Raw genomic sequence first — 18,543 nt, forward strand, 5'->3', positions numbered from 1 at the left:
CGACTGTCGCGCCGACGGCCCGGCCGTGCGAGTCGGCCGGCGGACAGGGCTTCCGGCACGGTGCTCAGGCCGACGACCGGCCGAACGAGCAGCGCCGGGCGTGGCAGAATCGCGCACGTGCAAATCGGGATACTTGGGCCGTTCGAGGTGCGCACGGCCGGCGGTGACCGGGCGGACGTGCCGGGTGCGCGCCTGCGCGGGCTGCTTGTCGCCCTCGCGCTCAATCCCGGGCACGTGGTCTCCAAGGCGACGCTCGTCGACTGGATCTGGGACGAGCAGCCGCCCGCCGACGCGACGAACGCGCTGCAGCGGCTCGTGTCCCGGCTGCGCAAGGCGTTGCCGGACGGGGCGATCGAGGGGCAGACCGACGGCTACCGGCTGATGGTCCCGGCGGACGCCGTCGACGCCGTGCGGTTCGAGCGACTCCTGCAGGCCGGGCGGACCGGCGAGGCGCTGGCGCTGTGGCGCGGGAGCGCGCTGGAGGACGTGGGGCTGCAGGGCAGCGCGGCGTTCGACGCGGCCGCCACGAGGCTCGACGGGCTGCGGCTCACGGCCCGGGAGCAGCAGTTCGAGGCCGACATCGAGCGCGGCCGGGGCGCCGAGCTGGTCGCCGAACTGCAGGATCTGGTCGCCGCGCACCCACTCCGGGAGCGCCTGGTCGCCGCGCTCATGCGGGCCCTGGTGGCCGCCGGCCGCAACAGCGATGCCCTGATGGTGTACCAGCACACCCGCGAATCGCTCGCCGACGCCCTCGGTGTCGACCCGTCGGCGGAGCTGTCCGCGCTGCACACCGCGCTGCTGCGGGGCGAGGTCGGCCGCGGCGGCGACGAGGACCGGCGCACGAACCTGCGGGCCGAGCTGACCAGCTTCGTCGGCCGGGAGGCCGAGGTCGCCGCCGTCCGGGCCCTCGTCGCCGGGCACCGGCTCACCACGCTCACCGGGCCCGGCGGCGCGGGCAAGACCCGGCTGGCCACCGAGACCGCGCGGGCGATGCTCGGCGAGGGTGGGCTGCCCGACGGGGCCTGGCTGATCGAGCTGGCCGCCGTCGTCGCGGGCGGTGACGTGGCCCCGGCGGCGCTGTCCGGGCTCGGGCTGCGCGACGAGCTGCTCGGCGCCGCCTCCAACGCGGACCCGGTGGACCGGCTCGTCACGGCGATCCGCGACCGCGAGGCGCTGCTCATCCTGGACAACTGCGAGCACGTCATCGAGCAGGCGGCCGCGTTCGCGCACCGGCTGCTCGGCGAGTGCCGGCGCCTGCGCATCCTCGCGACCAGCCGCGAGCCCCTCGGCATCACCGGCGAGGCGCTCTGGCTGGTCGAGCCGCTGGCGGCACCGGGGGCCGAGGCGAGTACCAAAGCGATGGAACATGCGCCGGCAGTCCAGCTCCTGCGCGACCGCGCGAGTGCGGTCCGCAGCGATCTCATGGCCGACGTGCACACCCTCGCCACCATGGCCCGCATCTGCCGGGCCCTCGACGGGATGCCGCTCGCGATCGAGCTGGCCGCGGCCCGGCTGCGCACGCTGACCGTCGAGCAGCTGGCCAACCGGCTCGACGACCGGTTCCGGCTGCTGACCGGCGGGAGCCGCACCGCGCTGCCGCGGCACCGGACGCTGCGCGCCATGGTCGACTGGAGCTGGGAGCTGCTCAGCGACGCCGAGCGGGCCGTCCTGCGCCGGCTGTCGGTGTTCGCGAGCGGCGCGAGCCTGGAGGCGGCCGAGCGGGTCTGCGCCGGCGGCGACGTCGAGCCCGAGGACGTCATCGAACTGCTCACCGCGCTGGCCGAGAAGTCGCTGCTGCGCACCGCGGGCGAGGGCGCGCCGCGCTACCGGATGCTGGGCACCATCAAGGAGTACGCCGCCCAGCGGCTCGCCGAGGCCGCGGAGACAGCGGCAACGGCAAAGGCCCATCTGGTGTACTTCACCGAGCTCGCCGAGGCCGCGGAGCCCCACCTGCGCCGGGCCGAGCAGCTCGAGTGGCTCGCCGTGTACAAGGCCGAGCACGACGAGATCGGGGCCGCGCTGCGCGGCGCCCTGGCGGCCGGTGACGGTCCGGCGGCGATGCGGCTCGCGGCCGGGGCGGGCTGGTACTGGTGGCTCGCCGGCTACAAGGCCGAGGGCCTCGAGCTGCTCGTCGCCGCCACCGAGCTGCCCGGGCCGGACGGGCCGGCCGAGGTGCGCGCCATCGTCTACGGAATCGTGTCCATGTACGTGACCTCGGGCCGCTCGGGCGAGCAGCAGGCCGCGGACTGGATCCGGCGGGCCGCCGAGGCCGACCGCAACAGCCGCACGCACCACCCGCTGAGCGTGCTCATCGCCCCGATGGAGCGGATGCTCGCGGCGCCCGACGACAGCCTGCCCGCGTTCGAGTCGCTGCTGGGCACCGAGGACCCCTGGGCCCGCGCCCTGGCCCGGCTGCAGCTGGGCAAGATGCGGATCATGCTCGGGGTCGGCGGCGACGAGGCGGACGCCTATCTCGCCACAGCCCTCGCGGAGTTCCGCGGCATCGGCGAGCGGTTCGGCATCTCGTTCGCGCTGACGGAGCTGGCCGACCGCATCGCCATGCGCGGCGAGCTGGAGCGGGCCTGCGAGTACTACCGCGAGGCCATCGCGGTCCTCGCCGAGATCGGTGCCGGCGAGGACACCATCCGGGTGCGGGCGCGTCAGGCGAAGCTGTACTGGCTGCTCGGCGACCACGCCGCCGCGCAGGCCGCGGTCGCCGAGTCGGACCGGGCCGCGGAGCGGGTCACCTGGCCCGACGCGCTCGCCGACCTCGCCCTGACCAAGGCCGACCTGGCCCGCTGGGCCGGCGACGCCGCGCAGGCCCGCCGGCTGCTCGGCGTCGCGACCGGGCTGCTGGGCGCCGAGGCGGAGGAGCCCCACAACCGCCTGACCGTCCACGACCTGCTCGGCTACCTGGCCGAGGACATCGACGAGGCCCGGGCCCACCGCGCGGCCGCGTGGCAGGCGGCGGAGGAGCTCGGCTACGGCCCGATGGTCGGCCTGGCCCTGATCGGCGTCGCCGACCTCGCGCTGCGCCTCGGCCGGGACGAGCAGGCGGCCCGGCTGCTCGGGGCCGTCGTGGCCGTCCGCGGCATCCGCGACTGCGCCAACCCGGACGAGGGCCGGATCGAGGCGCAGGCGCGGCGCCGCCTCGGTGACGAGCAGTTCACCGAGGCGGCGCGCGAGGGTGCCGGTATGGCGTGGCCGGAGCTTGTCGCGCTCACGCTCGCCGGCTGAACGTCGAGGACGCCCACAGGTAGCCGACCAGGCCGATCCCGGCGCACCAGGCGACCGCCGCGATCGCGCTGCCGGTCGGCACCGAGCCCGCGAACAGGCCGCGCAGCGTCTCGATGATCGGCGTGAACGGCTGGTACTGCGCGAACTGCCGCACCCCCGGCCCCATCTTGTCGGCCGGCACGATCGCGCTGCTGAAGAACGGCAGCATGACGAGCGGGACGCTGGTGATGCCGGCCGCCTCCGGCGTCTTCGCGGCCAGGCCGAGCGCGACGGTGAGCCAGCCGAGCGCGAAGCTGAGCAGCAGCACCAGCCCGATCACGCCCAGCCAGTCGGTGAGCCCCGCCGACGGCCGGAAGCCCAGCGCGAACGCCGTGGCGAAGATGCCGGCGATCGCGATGAGGTTGCCGAGCACGCTTGTGACGACGTGCCCGGTCAGCACCGCCCCGCGCGACACGTCCATCACCTTGAACCGGTTGATGATGCCCTTGGTCATGTCCGCGTTCACCGAGGTCGCGGTCGAGCCGAGGCCGTAGCAGACGGCCAGCAGCAGCATGCCCGGCGTGGCGTAGTCGATGTAGTCGACGCCGACACTGAACGCGTCGCCGAGGACGTACACGAACATCAGCATGATGATGACCGGGAACAGCAGCCCGTTGAACACCGCGACCGGGTTGCGCAGGACGTGCTTGAAGTTGCGGCGCAGCATGATTGTCGCGTCGGTGTTCACTGTGCGACCCCTTCCGTGCTCATGTTCGTTGCCGTGTCAGTTGCCGTCGTTTCGCTGTCCGTTACTGCGCGCGGGCCGGCGTGCCCGGTCAGTGCGAGGAAGACGTCGTCGAGGTCGGGCGTGTGCATCGACACCTCCGCGGCGACGATGCCGTGCTCGTCGAGCCGGTTGAGCAGCGCGCGCAGCGACTCGGAGTCGCCGTTGCCGGGGATCCGCAGCGACAGGTCCTGCTCGTCGGCGGTTGCTCCCCGAAAAACCCCGGCGGCTGTACTCCACGCGCCCGCATCGGCGAACCGGAGCCGCACGTGGCTGCCGGGGATCTGCCGCTTGAGCTCGTCCGGCGACCCTTGCGCGACGAGCCGCCCCTGGTCGAGCACGGCGATCCGGTCGGCGAGCTGGTCGGCCTCGTCCAGGTACTGCGTGGTCAGGAAGATCGTGACCCCGCCCGCGACCAGGCTCCGGATGATGTCCCACATGGTGCGCCGGCTGCGCGGGTCCAGCCCCGTGGTCGGCTCGTCCAGGAAGATGATCCGCGGGTTGCCGACGAGCGTCATGGCCAGGTCCAGCTTGCGCCGCATGCCACCGGAGTAGGTCGACACGGGCTTCGCCGCGGCGGCGGTGAGGTCGAAGCGCTCCAGCAGCCCACCGACCAGCCGCCCGCCGTCGCGCACCCGCTTGAGATCGGCCATGAGCTGCAGGTTCTCCCGGCCGGTGAGCAGCTCGTCGACCGCCGCGAACTGGCCGGTGACCCCGATCGCGGCCCGGACCCGCTTGGTGTCGCGGGCCAGGTCGTGCCCGGCCACGTGGATGGTGCCGGCGTCGGCCCGCAGCAGCGTGGTCAGCACGTTGACGGTTGTCGTCTTGCCGGCCCCGTTGGGCCCGAGCATCGAGAAGATCGAGCCCGTCCGGACATCGAAGTCGATGCCGTCGAGCACCACCTTGTCCTTGAATGATTTGCGCAGTCCCGCGACCGCGATCGCCGTATCCGTCATGCGGACAACGATCGCGGCCGGCCCGAACACCGCCCTGTCACGGCGCTGACACGGGGCCGGGGGCGTGTCAGCGCTCCCGCGCCGGCCCGGTCAGTGGGAGACGTGGGCGTGCACGATGCGCCAGCCCTCGGGCAGGCGGACCCAGGTCTGGGACTGCCGGCCGGGGCGGTCCGCGGTCCCCGGGTAGTCGAACAGCGTGGTCACCGTGGCGAAGTCGGTGCCGAACGTCGTCACCCGGGTCTCGAGCAGGCGGCGGCCCGGCGGGAGCGGTGGCTGCGCGGCCCGCCAGGCGTGCAGCTGCGCGGCCCCGGTCTGCCGGTCGGCGATGCCGAACCGGGTGACGTCAGGTGAGCTCCAGAACCAGGCGTCGAGCGCCCCGACGTCGTTGGCCACGAGCGCCTTCTCGTAGTCGTGGAACGCGGCCGTCACCTCGGCCACGACGTCGGGGCGGTCGATGTGCACGTGGTTCCTCCTAGGCCGCGGGGGCCGGCTCGGGGTCGGCGGCGGTCGCAGTGGGCGCGGCCGCCGGGGTGGGCTCAGGGTCGGCGGCCGCAGTGGGTTCGGCGGCCGGGGCGGGCTCGGTGTCGGCGGCCACAGCGGGTGCCGCACCGTGGGCGCGGTCCAGCTCGATCTCGTCGGGCTCGGGCACGCGCGGGGCCGGGCGGGTGAGTGCGAACAGGCCGCAGACGACGGCGATGAAGAGGTACCCGAGGGCGACCGGGCCGGCCGCGTTCCAGGCGATCTTCTCGGCGTGGATCAGGCCCACGAACGACAGCAGCGAGCCGCACGCGGCGAAGACGGCGGCGTGGACGAACCGCTTGTCGATGACGAACGCGACGATCGACCCGAACACCAGCCCGGCCAGGATCGCGCCCTGGCCGAGGGTGAGCAGGCCGGAGTACACGACACCGTTGCCTTCCAGTGCGTTCTCGCCGACCTTCGCCGCCGTCGTGCCCGCCGCCGCCAGCGAGTTGTCGATCTGGCCGGTCGCCCACTGGGCGATGTTCGGGACCAGGGCCGCGATGACCGCCGCCGCGTGCGCCCGTGGCGTGAACTGGAACGCCTGGGCGCCGATGAGCAGCCCGATGTACAGCAGGATGGGCACGATCGCCGGCATCGGGAACAGCGCCCCGAGCAGCCCGAACATGCTCAGGAAACACAGCACGGCGATGACGATGCCGGTGGCCATCGAATACCCGTTGCCGCCGCCGGCCTTCTTCCAGCCGGGGTGCCCGACGTAGACGGCGGGCGGGAACGGCGAGCCGAGCGCCGAGCCGATGATCGCCCCGGCGCCGTCGGCCAGCAGGACACTGCGCAGGTTGTAGTTGTCGCCGGCGGCCGCGGCACTCTCCACGTTGGACATGCCCTCGGTGAAGTTGTACACGCCGAGCGGGATCGCGGTGGCGAGCAGCGGTGCGACGTCGGAAAGCCCCGAGAACAGCAGATTGAGGTGTACGCCGGGCAGCGCGAACCCCACCTCGTGCGCCGCAGTGGACACGGCGTTGCCGTCCATGGCGCCCCCGATCCAGCCGATCGCGGTGCCCAGCAGGAGTGCGGCGAGGCCGATCGGGAAGTTGCCCGGCAGCTTCGTGTCGGTGAGCAGGCCGATGAGCAGCAGCGCGAAGACCGGCAGCGCAACCCAGGCCAGGTTCCACATCCGGGCCGCGGGCAGCATCGAGATGAAGGTGATGGAGATGCCGGCGAGGGTGCCGAGCAGTGCGGCCCGCGGTGCGTAGCGGCGGATGTACGGGCCGACGAACGCGCCGATCAGCACGATGACGCCGATGATGAACGCCCAGGCCAGTCCCGCCTTCCACGCTTTGGTGGCGTCCTGCGTCTTCAGGTACACCGGCAGCATGATGACGAAGATGACGATGAACATGTGCGGCACGCTCGGGCCGTAGGGCAGCGCCGTGACGTCCGTGCGGTTCTCGCGCCGGGCGAGCCGGCGGGCCAGGAACGTGTAGTAGACGTTGCCGACGACGAGCGCGATGCCCAGGGCCGGCAGGATGGCGTGGAACACGTCGTGCTCGCTGAGCCTGACCACGCCCAGGCACAGGGCGGTCAGGGTCAGCACGTTCACCAGCACGTTGACGCCGAAGCCGAAGAACGCGTTGGTGTCGCCGCGCACCCACCACGGCACTTTCAAAGCTGAGGTCTCGGTTGCCATGTCGTCACGTCCTTTGCAGAGCGGCTATGAAAGCGGGCGACTCGGCGACCCACCCGAAGATGCCGCCCTGCGCGGCGATCATCCGCAGGCCGGCCGCCTGGAACTCGGGAAAGTAGGAGCCGACGCAGTCGGCGAGCACGAGGCACTCGTACCCGCGGTCGTTGGCCTCCCGGACCGTGGTGTGCACGCAGACTTCCGTGGTGACGCCGGTGACGACGAGGCTGCGGATGCCCTGCGCAGCCAGGAGGTCGCCGAGCCCGGTGGCGTAGAACGCACCCTTGCCGGGCTTGTCGATGACCGTCTCGCCCGGTGCCGGGGCGAGCTCGTCGATGATGTCGTGCCCGCGCTCGCCGCGGATGAGGATGCGCCCCATCGGCCCCGGCGCGCCGATGCGCACGCTCGGGTCGCCGCGGTTGAGCTTGGCCGGCGGGCAGTCGGACAGGTCGGGAAGGTGGCCCTCCCGGGTGTGGATGACGGTGAGCTGCTGCTCCCGCGCGGCCTGGAGGAGCTTCGCCGTCGGCTCGATGGTCCGGCGCAGCTGCCCGACGTCGTTGCCGAGCGTCTCGCCGAACCCGCCGGGCTCGAGGAAGTCCCGCTGCATGTCGATGACGAGCAGCGCTGTCGAGTCGGGCTCGAAGGTGTACGGTGCCGGATCGGCCGGAAGAGTGGCCACAGTGGACGCTCCTAACTGGACGTCGCCGCGATCACGTCCTGCGACGTCGCGACACAGCCGAAAACCCCGCCCTGCATGGTCACCATGTGCAGCGCAGCCGCGTGGTTGCCCGGATCGGTGGCGCCCGTGCAGTCCGAGAGGATCAGGCACTCGAACCCGCGGTCGTTCGCTTCGCGCATGGTGGTGTGCACGCAGACGTCCGTGGTGATGCCCGTGAGGATCAGGTGGGTGATGCCGTGTGTGCGCAGTACCAGATCCAGGTTCGTGGCATAGAAGGCGCCCTTGCCCGGCTTGTCGACGACGACCTCCCCGGCGACCGGCGCGACCTCGGGCACGATCTGCCAGCCCGGCTCACCCCTGACCAGGATCCGCCCGCAGGGCCCGGCCGACCCGATCTCCGCCCCGATCTGCGCCGACCGCCACCGCTTGTTCGGCGGCAGGTCAGCCAGGTCGGGTGCATGCCCTTCGCGGGTGTGCACGACGAGCATGCCAAGCGCACGAACGTGGTCGAGCAACTTGGCGGTGGCCGGCAACCCACCCCTCGTGAGCCCGATGTCGTACCCCATGCTGTCGACGTAACCGCCGGCCCCACAGAAGTCGACCTGCCAGTCAATACACAGCAGCGCCGTACGCTCTACCGCAACCCGCCCGTCATAGGGCCACGCATACGGCCGAGCCCCGACAACCGGCCCAATACTTCCTCCGCTGCTCATGCTGTCGATTGTCGACAATCCTGTTACGACCACCAGCACGCCATGTAACGCATTGATGTCCGCTCCCTCTCAACCCGTAAACCCCACCCCGCCACCCAAACCACCACTCACCGGCCCACACGCCAAGACCGCAACGAGCCAAACACGGGCAGACGCATCCAGCCGTCCCGCCCCGCCGACGGCCGCGATGAGCCGCAGGTGCTCGGCAAGGACGGCGGGCCAGTCACAACCCACACCACCCAACACCAACCGCCGCCACCCGCCCCGCCTGCCCGCCCGCCCGCACACGACATGAACACCGGCGCGCATAAGGGAACACCGCACAAACGGACACCGCGCAAACGATCGCCGTGCTGGCGCCGCGGCGGATGGACTGCCGGCCGCTGCTGGCGCGCAACGACAACCATGCACAAAGGGCACCGCGCGCAAACGAGCACCGCGCGCAAAAGGGCGCCTCGCACGTGAACGCCGCGCACGACGAGCGACGAGCGCCGCGCGCGGCGACCACCGTGCACCAAGGGCACCGCGTACAAACGAGCACCGCGCGCAAAAGGGCGCCTCGCATGTGAACGGCGCGCGCGACGAGCGACGAGCGACGAGCGACGAGCGACGAGCGCCGCGCGCGGCGACCACCATGCACCAAGGGCACCGCGTACAAACGAGCACCGCGCGCAAAAGGGCGCCTCGCACGTGAACGCTGCGCGCGACGAGCACCGCGCGCGGCGACCGCCGTGCACCAAGGGCACCACGTACAAACGAGCACCTGAGCAGCTCGTGGATGTGCTGGGCGGCGTGCGGCAGGAACGGCGTCAGCAGCGTGCGCAAACGAGCACCGCGTAAATAGATGTCGCGCGCAGCGAGCACCGCGCCCAAGCGTTCGCCGCGCAGATGAACGCGTGTGCAACGAGCTGACCACCCGCGCATGACTTGAACACCGGCGCGCACAGGGGACACCGCACGAACGGGCACCGCGCAATGAGCACCGCGCACAAATGGGCGCCGCGCACGTGAACGCCGCCCGCAATGAGCGCCGCGCACAAGCGGGCACCGCGCAGATGAGCGCGTGCGCAATGAGCACCACGCGCAAAAAGGGCACCGCGCGAATAAACGCCGCGTGCAAGGAGCACGGCGCGCAAGGAGCACGGCGCGCAAGGAGCACGGCGCGCAAGGAGCACGGCGCGCAAGGAAGGAACATCGCGCCAATGACATGGCGCAGGTGAATGCGGCATGCAAGGAGCACGGCGCGCGACGAACATCGCATGCAAACCGGTCGCTGCTCAAGTGGGCAGCGCGCGCGAACGGGCACTGTGCAAGTGGACGCGGCGTGCAGCGAGCATGGCGCAGCGAACATCGCGTGCAGATTGAGCGCTGCGCAACGGACGCTGCGTGCAAACGAGCAACGTGCAGGTGAGCGGTGCGCACACTGAGGTGGGGGCGGCGGAGGTAGGGGGTGAACGGTTATGCGGGCAATGAGCGGTGCGTTCACGAGGCCGACCTCGCGGGGCCGGCCTCGTGAACGGGGGTGCCTGGGCGGAGTTATGCGCGCGTTCAACGATGGTGCTGGTGCTGATCACGGTGGCTGCGGTAAGAACTGCATCCCGCCGGGCAGGGCGAGGCGGTTGGTGGGGCTGTGACGGGGGTCCGCGCGGTCCGGCGCTGGTGGTGGAGATTGTGCGGGGGTGCGGGTGGAGGCGGCGCCTCCCCCGCAATGAATGAAACAGCCAGCTAGCGGAGGGTTTCGATGTCGATTACGAAGCGGTAGCGGACGTCGGAGGTCAGGACTCGCTCGTAGGCCTCGTTCACCTGGTCGGCGGTGATGAGTTCGACCTCGGGGGCGATGCCGCGCTCGGCGCAGAAGTCGAGCATCTCCTGGGTTTCGGCTATGCCGCCGATGCTGGAGCCGGCGAAGGTGCGGCGGTTGGCGAAGAGGGCGAAGACCGGGACCGGCAGCGGCTGTGGGGGTGCGCCCACGCTGACCAGGGTGCCGTCCAGGCGTAGGAGGCCCAGGTAGGCGGCCATGTCGATCGGAGCGCTTACCGTGTTGATGATCAGGTCGAAGGTGTTGCGGAGGAGTTCGAAGGTCGCGGGGTCGGCGGTGGCGTAGTAGTGGGCGGCGCCGAAGGTCAGGCCGTCGTCCTTCTTGCTCAGGGTCTGCGACAGTACCGTGACCTCGGCGCCCATGGCCGCGGCCAGCTTGACGGCCATGTGGCCCAGGCCGCCCAGGCCGACGACGGCGACCTTGCGGCCCGGGCCGGCCTTCCAGTGGGCCAGCGGGGAGTAGGTCGTGATGCCCGCGCAGAGCAGGGGGGCCGCCTTCTCGTACGGGATGCTCTGCGGCACCCGCAGCACGAAGTCCTCGTCGACCACGATGTGCGTCGAGTATCCGCCCTGCGTGACGGTTCCGTCGCGGTCGACGCTCGTGTACGTCCCGACGTTGCCGTTCAGGCAGTACTGCTCCTGCCCGGCCCGGCAGTTGTCGCACTCGCGGCAGGAGTTGACCATGCAGCCGACGCCGACCCGGTCGTCGACGGCGTGGCGGGTGACGTCCGGGCCGATGGCGGTGACGCGGCCGACGATCTCGTGGCCGACGGTCTGGGGGTAGGCGATGTCGCCCCACTCGCCGCGGACGGTGTGGATGTCGGAGTGGCAGATGCCGGCGTAGCGGATCTCGATGAGGACGTCGCGCGGGCCCAGGTCACGCCGCTCGATGGTGGTGCGGACGAGCGGGTCGGTGGCCGAGGTCGCGGCGATGGCGTTGACGGTGAGCATGCTGTCCTTCGGGTCGTGGCGGTGCTTTCTGTACCAGTAAACCCCGGTTCGCCCGGCCGCGCGCGGAAGCTCGATCGTCCGGGTGCCCCCGCCGCGGGGAAAGTGCCGCTGAAGGAACGCATCGCCCCGGCAAACCGCGCCTCATCGCGGGCCGTGCATCATCAGGGCCGCGCGTCGCCAGCGCTTCGCGTCGCCGGGCAGATCAGAACAGGTGCCTGCGCGTGGCGGGGTCGGCGACGGGCCGCCGGGCGACGGGGCGGTGGGTGGTGACGGGCAGTGGGTGACGGGGCCGGTGGACGACGGGGTCAGGGGCCGGCCAGGTAGGAGCGGGCGCCGTGGTCGTTCAGGGCGGCCAGGACCGCCTCCGGGTCGCGGGCCGAGACCGCGTCGAAGAGGCGCTCGTGGCGGTGGACGCCGTCGTGCGGGCGGGCGACCGCGGCCTCCCGGCGCAGGTTGAGCGCCATGTACAGCTGGATCTTCACCAGGACGGAGGAGTACACCAGGGAGAGCTGGCGGTTGCCGGCCAGCGCCACCACCGCCACGTGGAAGTCGCGGTGTGCGGTGGCGACCTCGAACTGGTCGCCGTGGGCGTCGGCCTCCTGGAGGGCCTTCATCGTGGTCGTGATGCCGGTCAGGTCGGCGTCCGGCGGGGTGGCGGTGACGGCGTGGCGCTCGAGGACGTCGCGGACCTCGTACAGCTCGCGGATGTCGGCGTCGGAGAGGATCGCCACCCGGACGCCCCGGCGCGGCATGTGCTCGACCAGGCCCTGCTGCGCGAGCAGGCGCAGGGCCTCCCGCAGCGGCGCCCGGCTGATCCCGAAGCGCTTGGTCAGCTGCTCCTCGACCAGGCGCTCGCCGGGCTCGGTGCCGCCGCCGAGGATCTCGCGGGTGAGCCGGAGCACCGCGAGCTCGACCAGGCTGGCGCTGGTCAGCTCTGCGGTGTCCCTCATCGCACCAGTCTCGCAGACGCGTCTATACGGACTGCAGGCCGTGGAGGCGGGCGAAGAGGCCGCCCGCGGCCAGGAGCTCTTCGTGGGTACCCACCTCCGCCGGACGCCCGCCGCTGAGCACGACGATGCGGTCGGCGTTGCGGATCGTGGCCAGCCGGTGCGCGACGACGAATGTGGTCCGGCCCCGCATCAGGCGTGCGAGGGCCTGCTGCACGAGCGCCTCGGACTCGCTGTCCAGCGCCGACGTCGCCTCGTCCAGGAGCAGGACCCGGGGGTCGCGGACGAGCGCGCGGGCGATCGCCAGGCGCTGGCGCTGGCCGCCGGAGAGCAGGGCGCCGCGCTCGCCGACCAGGGTGTCCCAGCCGTGGGGGAGGGCCTCGACGAACTCGAGGGCGTTCGCGTCGCGCAGGGCCGCGGTGACCGTCGCCGCGCCGAGCTCCCGGCGGCCGTACGTGACGTTGTCCCAGATCGACCCGTCGAACAGCACAGGCTCCTGCGGTACGACCGAGACCGCCTGTCGGAATGCCCGCAGGTCCAGGTCCTCCATGTCGCGGCCGTCCAGGCGGATCCGGCCCTCGGTGGGGCGGATGAACCCGATGAGCAGGTTCAGCATCGTCGACTTGCCGGACCCGGAAGGCCCGACGAACGCGATCGTCTCGCCCGCGGCCACGGTCAGGTCCACGCCCGTCAACGCCGGGGCGCCCGCCTCCGGGTAGCGGTAGCCGACGCCCTCCAGCGCGATCTCGCCGCGCACCCGGGAGATGCGCTCCTTGCCCTCGTTGCGTTCGAGGTCGGGCGCCGACAGTACCTCCCCGATCGAGCGGATCGACTCGAGTCCCTTGGTCACGATCGGGGCCAGCCCGAACAGGCCGATGACCGAGCTCGTGAGCACCGCGAAGTACGTGCTCAGCAGCACCACGTCACCGGCGCTGACCGGCGCGTATCCAGTCCACGCGGCCCAGCCGGCGGCGATCAGGCAGGCCGCGCCGAGCAGCTGGTACGTCACCCACGACATGGCCCCGAACCGCCCGTTGACCAGGTCCAGGCGCAGCCCCGCGGCCCGGACGTTCTCGACGGTCCCGCGCATCCGGTGCACGGCCTCCTGCTCGAGGGCGTGCGCGCGGGTGATCGGCATCAGGTGGGCCATCTCGTCGACCCGGGCGGAAAGCTCCTCGACCCGGCGCCGGAACTCCTCGTTGCGGGCCCCCGACCGCCGCCGCACGGCCGCCACGAGGGCCGCGGTGCAGGGCACGACGAGCAGGAACAGCGGCACGAACGCCGGCACGCGGATCGCGGTGAGCGTGATCGCCCCCAGCAGTGTGAGGATGGCGGAGGTACCGCCCGCGGCGACCTGCTGCAGCATCATCTCGACGTTCTCGACGTCCCGGACCAGCTTGGTCTGCAGCAGGCCGGCCCCGGCGCGGGTGTGGAAGGCGATCGACAGCTGCTGCAGCCGCCCGGCGAGCTCGGAGCGCAGGTCGGTGCCCAGGTGCCGCACGATGTGGCTCATCTGGCGCACCCAGAGCATGTGCATCGGGATGTTCTGCAGCAGGATCGCGGCGAGGACGGCCGCGTTGAGCCACAGCTGGGCGATCGGCCGGTGCTGGACGACCACGTCGATGATGTTGGCGGTGAGCAGCGGCAGCAGCCAGATCGGGCTGTCCTTGACCGCGAACGCGAGCGTGGCCAGGATCAGCCGCCACTTCGACGCGGCGAGCAGGTGCAGGATCGTGCGCACCGGCCGGCGCCCGTCGAAGTCCATGCCGAGCATTCTTTACCGTGCAAGTCTCAGCCGGATTGCCGACTGCGTCACACCCGAACTGGGGGCGATATTCCGACAACGTGCGTTGTAGCCTGCACGTCATGACGCAGCCACCGTATGGAACCCCCAATCCGTATGGGCAGCCGGATCCGTACGGACAGCAGCCGCAATATGGACAGCAGCCGCAGTACGGACAGCCGTCCCCGTACGGCCAGCAGCCGGTGCCGTATGGGCAGTCCGACCCGTACGGGCAGCCGGCCCTGCCCCCGCCCATGTCCAGCCCTCCGGCCTCGAGCCCGCCGTCGTCGGGCCAGCCGTACGGCACGTACCAGATGCCGCCGGTCTCCGGCGCACCCGCCTCGGGCGGCGCGTACGACCCGTACGGGCAGGCCGCGTACGCGCAGCAGGCCGCATACGGCGTGCCGGCGGCGTACCCGGGCGTGGTGGCGCAGGCGTACGACCCGCTGACGGGCCAGCCGTACTCCGACAAGAGCAAGCTGGCGGCCGGTCTCCTCCAGCTGCTGCCGGGCCTGATCTTCGCCGTGGGTGGCATCGGCCGCCTCTACGCCGGCAACATCGCCCTCGGCGTGACCCAGCTGATCCTCAGCTTCGTCGTCGGCTGGGGCGCCTTCATCTGCGGCTTCTTCCTGTTCCTGGTCCCGTGGGTGATCACCGGCGGGCTGTGGCTCTGGTTCATCATCGACGGCATCATGATGCTCGCCGGCCGCCCGGTCGACGGCCAGGGCCGCCCGCTGCGCCCCAACTGAGTCAGCCGGCCCGCCGCCCGCGGTGCCGGTGCAGCAGGATGTCGCCGGGCCCGAAGAACCGGTGCCCGACCACGCACCGCAGGTGCACGTGCTCGACCGGCCCATACGTGCCGGCCAGCTGCCCGCCGCTGCGCGCAGTGGCGGGCAGTCCGCATTCGGGGCAGTCCACGAGCCGCATCATCTCCATGTCACCGCTCCACGCGCCCCGGTCCGCCCCCGGCTCACCGCCGTCACCAACCCGACGGAAACCCCGGCGGGCCTACGGGCACGGCCGTCGATCGATACGGTGGCGGCATGCCGAGCGTCGAGCGCCTGATCGCCCACCCGCGGCTGCCGTTGGTCGCCGGGCTGGAGGCGGCCGGGCCGGCGGTGCACGTCTGGGACTGCGCGGACGGCGCGCCGCGGAGGTCGGGCGGGATCGAGCGCCGGGGTGAGCCCTACGACGACGAGGCCGCCTTCGGGTGGGACCGGCGCGAGCGCACGCCCGCCGTGGCCTGGCACCCCACCGATCCCGTCCTGGTGGTCGCCACCGCCGAAGACCTCGTGCAATGGACGCCGGAGACCGTCGCGCCGCTGCCGGTGCCGACCGGAGCGCGGCTGCCCGCGATCGCGTTCGCGCCGGGCGGCCGCGCGCTGTGGACGCCGGCCGGCCGTCTGGACCTCGACACCGGCGACCTGCGCGAAGGACCGGAGTGGGACACCGGGCTGGCCGTGCACCCGGCGGGCCGGGTCGCCGCCGCACTGCGCAGCGACCAGGGGGCGACGCTCGTGCTGTTCACACCGTTCGACGCCGGGCAGCTCCACATGCGCATCCTGAACCAGGCGCTCATCCTCGCCGCCGACGGGTATCAGACGCCGGTCTTCAACGCCGACGGGCGGCTCCTCGCGGTCCGCGGCAACAACTACGAGCACTCCGTCGACGTGTTCGCGTTCCCGTCGCTGCGCAAGGTCCTCGCCACGAGGCTCGACGGGCCCGACGAATACTGGGACTGGTCGATGCACAACCTCGCCTTCGGTGCGCACCCCGGCGTCCTCTACGCGGGCACCCCGGCCGGGACGGTGATCGCGATCGACGTCGAGCGGCGGGCCGCGGCCGAGCACCCCGCGCTTGACGGCTCGCCGGTGACCGCCCTGGCCGCCCTCGCGACCGGCGGGCTCGTCGTGGCCGGCGCCGGCGGCGAGCTGCGGCTGTTCGGGGAGGCGGCCGGCGAGACGCGGCCCGACGCCGAAGCCGCAACGACATTGCTCGGGGGTACCGCACCGATGCCCGACGACGCCGACGAGCCGGAGTACCTGACCGATGGTGTGCGCAGCTGGGGGCCGGGCGACCTGGAGACGGTCACCGAGGCCGAGCCGACCGACCCGTCCTGGCTGCGGATCGCGGCGCGGATGAACGGCCTGCGGTCAGGGGCGGACGCCACGGATTGAGGCGTCGAGGACCTCGGCCGTGTGGGCCAGGCGGATCGTGCGGCCGGCCCGGTTGACCGCGGCCGCGATCTGCATCAGGCAGCCCGGGTTGGCGGTCACGAGCAGCGAGGCGCCGGTGGCCAGCACGTTGCGGGCCTTGCGGTCGCCGAGCTCGGCGGCCGGGGCCGGGTTGAGGACGTTCCAGATGCCGGCCGAGCCGCAGCAGATCTCCGGGTCGGCGATCTCGCGGAGGGTCAGGCCGGGGATGGCGTGCAGCAGGGAGCGGGGCTGGGCGCGGATGCCCTGGGCGTGGGCCAGGTGGCAGGCGTCGTGGTACGCGGCGGTCAGCGGGATCGGGTGCCGGGTCGCGACGGGGCCCAGGTCGGCCAGGAACTCGGCCAGGTCGAACGACTTGGCCGCCAGCGCGCCGGACTCCTTCAGCGATGAGCCGCAGCCGGCCGCGTTCACGATCAGCGCGTCCACGCCGGCGAACGAGCGCTCCAGGGCGGTGGCGAAGCGGTCGGCCTCGGCGGTGCGGCCGCTGTGCCGGGAGAGGGCGCCGCAGCAGCCCTGCTCGGCCGGGATGACGACCTCGCAGCCCTCCGCGGCCAGCACGCGGGCGGTGGCCGCGTTCACGCCCGGGAAGAACGCGTGCTGCACGCAGCCGGTGAGCATGCCGACCCGGGCCCGGCGGCGGCCCAGGGCGGAGACGATCCGGGGGAGACGGGCCCTTCCCGACGCCGGCGGGGCCAGGTCCAGCAGGGTGCGCAGCGCGGCCGGGAGGTGCCGGCGCAACGGGGTGCCGAGCATGCGGTACCCCCGCAGCGGCGCCTTGGCCAGGGCGAGCCGGCGGCGGTAGGGGAAGAGCGCGAACACGGCGGCCCGCAGTGCTCGGCCGGCCGGGGGACGGACCTGCTCGACCATGGCCCGGGTCTCGGTGATGAGCTCGTCGTACTTGACGCCGGAGGGGCACGCCGTCACGCAGGCCATGCAGCCGAGGCACGCGTCGAAGTGCCCGGCCATCGTGGGCGTCAGCGGCTCGCCCTGGCTCTGCTGGAGCATGAGCTGGATGCGGCCGCGGGGGGAGTCCATCTCCTCGCCCCACAGGACGTAGGTGGGGCAGGTCGGCAGGCAGAACCCGCAGTGCACGCAGTCGCCGATGAGTTCGTTGCGATCAGCCATCAGATGCCCCCGACGAAGCGCCCGGGAGCGAGGGTGCCGCCCGGGTCGAACTGGTCCTTCACGCGGCGCATGAGGTCGAGGCCGTCCACGTGGCCCCACACGTCGACGCGGGCGCGGACCGGGGGCGGGGCGGTCAGCACCACGCAGTGCCCGGCGCCGGCCCGGGTCGCGGCGCGCAGGTCGCTGATGACGCCGGCCACGACGCCGGGGTCGGTGTCGCCGGGCAGGCCGGCGTAGAGGACGCCGGTGCCGGCCGAGCCGCGCACGTGCAGGGCGACGTCGTGCAGGCGCGCGGTGACACCGGCCGCGGTGAGCAGGTACGGCACGCGGGACAGGGCGCAGGTGAGCTTGATGCCGACGTCGCCGGCCGCCCACGGGTACGTGCCCCACGCCGGGGGCGGCGTGTCGGCCGGTGCAGCCTCGTAGCCGAGGAGCTTCTCCAGGTCGGCCGCGCGCCGCTCGACGCCGGCGGGGACGCCCTCGACGAGCGCGGTGACGGTGAGCGGGCCGTCGCCGGCGGCCATGTCGACCTCCAGGGCGCTGGGCACGACCTGGGCGGCGAGGACGGCGGCGACCGCGCGCCCGGCCGCGTCGGCGGTGTCGGCCCGGGCCGAGACGTAGCGGGCCGCGCCCGGCAGCGGGTGCAGGCGGAACGCGCACTCGGTGATGACGCCGAGCGTGCCGTAGGAGCCGGCGACGAGCTTGCCGAGGTCGTAGCCGGCGACGTTCTTGACGACCTTCCCGCCCGCGCGGGCCACGACCCCGTCGGCCCGCACGACGGTGACGCCGATCAGCAGGTCGCGGACGGTGCCGTAGAGCATGCGGCGGGGGCCGGAGGCGTTGGTGGCGACGGTACCGCCGATCGTCGCCCCGGGGATCGGCTCGTCGAGCGCCAGCTGCTGCCCGGCCGGGCGGAGGGCCTCCTGCACCTCGCGCAGCGGCGTGCCGGCCCGCACGATCGCCACCAGGTCACCGGCCGCGTGCTCGACCATCCCGCACACGCCGCGCATCTCGAGGATCAGGTCCAGCCGCTGCGGCGGCAGCGCCCAGTCCTGCCGGGTGCCCGCGCCCCGCACCACGAGGGTCAGCCCCTCGCGGGCCGCGTCGTGCACGCAGCTTGCGACCTCCGCGGTCGAGGCCGGCGCCGCCACCCGCGACGCCGGCATCCCGGCGATCTCACCGACGACCGTCACC

The 18,543-nt window shown here is 72.6% G+C and carries 15 protein-coding genes; 3 read left to right on the forward strand and 12 right to left on the reverse strand.

The genetic code is table 11. The features are described from left to right. Positions 1-117: 117 nt before the first annotated feature. Entirely contained in the window at positions 118-3,237 is a 3,120-nt protein-coding gene (locus Dvina_RS11750; RefSeq protein WP_223102475.1) for an ATP-binding protein, read from the forward strand. On the opposite strand, the gene Dvina_RS11755 is transcribed toward Dvina_RS11750, so the two are convergent. The 9 genes from Dvina_RS11755 to Dvina_RS11795 form a co-directional block, all read right to left on the reverse strand. After that, positions 3,221-3,943: an ABC transporter permease gene (locus tag Dvina_RS11755; protein WP_223105477.1), complete on the reverse strand. Its 723-nt coding sequence runs from the start codon at positions 3,941-3,943 to the stop codon at positions 3,221-3,223. The two genes, Dvina_RS11750 and Dvina_RS11755, sit on opposite strands and share 17 nt — an antisense overlap. 17 nt (positions 3,944-3,960) lie before the next feature. Next, complete coding sequence (locus Dvina_RS11760; protein ID WP_223102476.1) at positions 3,961-4,956, reverse strand: ATP-binding cassette domain-containing protein; 996 nt, start codon at positions 4,954-4,956, stop codon at positions 3,961-3,963. 90 nt (positions 4,957-5,046) lie between these two features. Then, positions 5,047-5,418: an oxalurate catabolism protein HpxZ gene (hpxZ, locus tag Dvina_RS11765; RefSeq protein ID WP_223102477.1), complete on the reverse strand. Its 372-nt coding sequence runs from the start codon at positions 5,416-5,418 to the stop codon at positions 5,047-5,049. 10 nt (positions 5,419-5,428) lie between these two features. Next, the gene (locus Dvina_RS11770; protein WP_246656160.1) at positions 5,429-7,126 is read right to left on the reverse strand and encodes a SulP family inorganic anion transporter; all 1,698 of its coding nucleotides are present in this window, start codon (positions 7,124-7,126) and stop codon (positions 5,429-5,431) included. Between the two features lie 4 nt (positions 7,127-7,130). After that, positions 7,131-7,799 carry a cysteine hydrolase family protein gene (locus Dvina_RS11775; protein WP_223102478.1) on the reverse strand — a complete coding sequence of 223 codons (669 nt, stop codon included), beginning with the start codon at positions 7,797-7,799 and terminating at the stop codon, positions 7,131-7,133. 11 nt (positions 7,800-7,810) lie between these two features. Next, positions 7,811-8,551 carry a biuret amidohydrolase gene (gene biuH / locus Dvina_RS11780; protein ID WP_246656161.1) on the reverse strand — a complete coding sequence of 247 codons (741 nt, stop codon included), beginning with the start codon at positions 8,549-8,551 and terminating at the stop codon, positions 7,811-7,813. 1,686 nt (positions 8,552-10,237) lie between these two features. Further along, positions 10,238-11,281 (reverse strand): NAD(P)-dependent alcohol dehydrogenase, encoded by a 1,044-nt coding sequence (locus tag Dvina_RS11785; protein WP_223102479.1) that lies wholly within the window; start codon positions 11,279-11,281, stop codon positions 10,238-10,240. A 305-nt stretch (positions 11,282-11,586) separates the two neighbouring features. Then, positions 11,587-12,231 carry a GntR family transcriptional regulator gene (locus Dvina_RS11790; protein WP_223102480.1) on the reverse strand — a complete coding sequence of 215 codons (645 nt, stop codon included), beginning with the start codon at positions 12,229-12,231 and terminating at the stop codon, positions 11,587-11,589. Between the two features lie 22 nt (positions 12,232-12,253). Continuing rightward, positions 12,254-13,993 carry an ABC transporter ATP-binding protein gene (locus tag Dvina_RS11795; RefSeq protein ID WP_223102481.1) on the reverse strand — a complete coding sequence of 580 codons (1,740 nt, stop codon included), beginning with the start codon at positions 13,991-13,993 and terminating at the stop codon, positions 12,254-12,256. A 101-nt stretch (positions 13,994-14,094) separates the two neighbouring features. Here Dvina_RS11795 and Dvina_RS54150 point away from each other — a divergent pair, with 101 nt between their 5' ends. Further along, positions 14,095-14,760 (forward strand): TM2 domain-containing protein, encoded by a 666-nt coding sequence (locus Dvina_RS54150; RefSeq protein ID WP_246656162.1) that lies wholly within the window; start codon positions 14,095-14,097, stop codon positions 14,758-14,760. A gap of 1 nt (position 14,761) precedes the next feature. Here Dvina_RS54150 and Dvina_RS11805 read toward each other — a convergent pair whose 3' ends face one another. Continuing rightward, entirely contained in the window at positions 14,762-14,947 is a 186-nt protein-coding gene (locus Dvina_RS11805) for a hypothetical protein (protein WP_223102482.1), read from the reverse strand. A gap of 107 nt (positions 14,948-15,054) precedes the next feature. Here Dvina_RS11805 and Dvina_RS11810 point away from each other — a divergent pair, with 107 nt between their 5' ends. Further along, positions 15,055-16,188, forward strand: a complete 1,134-nt coding sequence (locus Dvina_RS11810; RefSeq protein ID WP_223102483.1) for a hypothetical protein — start codon at positions 15,055-15,057, stop codon at positions 16,186-16,188. Here the strand turns inward: Dvina_RS11810 and Dvina_RS11815 are convergent. Then, positions 16,165-17,349: a (Fe-S)-binding protein gene (locus Dvina_RS11815; protein ID WP_223102484.1), complete on the reverse strand. Its 1,185-nt coding sequence runs from the start codon at positions 17,347-17,349 to the stop codon at positions 16,165-16,167. The two genes, Dvina_RS11810 and Dvina_RS11815, sit on opposite strands and share 24 nt — an antisense overlap. Next, positions 17,349-18,542 carry an FAD-binding oxidoreductase gene (locus Dvina_RS11820; protein ID WP_246656163.1) on the reverse strand — a complete coding sequence of 398 codons (1,194 nt, stop codon included), beginning with the start codon at positions 18,540-18,542 and terminating at the stop codon, positions 17,349-17,351. The genes Dvina_RS11815 and Dvina_RS11820 overlap by 1 nt, the downstream gene beginning before the upstream one ends. Position 18,543: the final 1 nt, after the last annotated feature.

This window comes from Dactylosporangium vinaceum (assembly GCF_019904175.1).
In the GTDB taxonomy this organism is placed as follows: Bacteria; Actinomycetota; Actinomycetes; order Mycobacteriales; family Micromonosporaceae; genus Dactylosporangium; species Dactylosporangium vinaceum.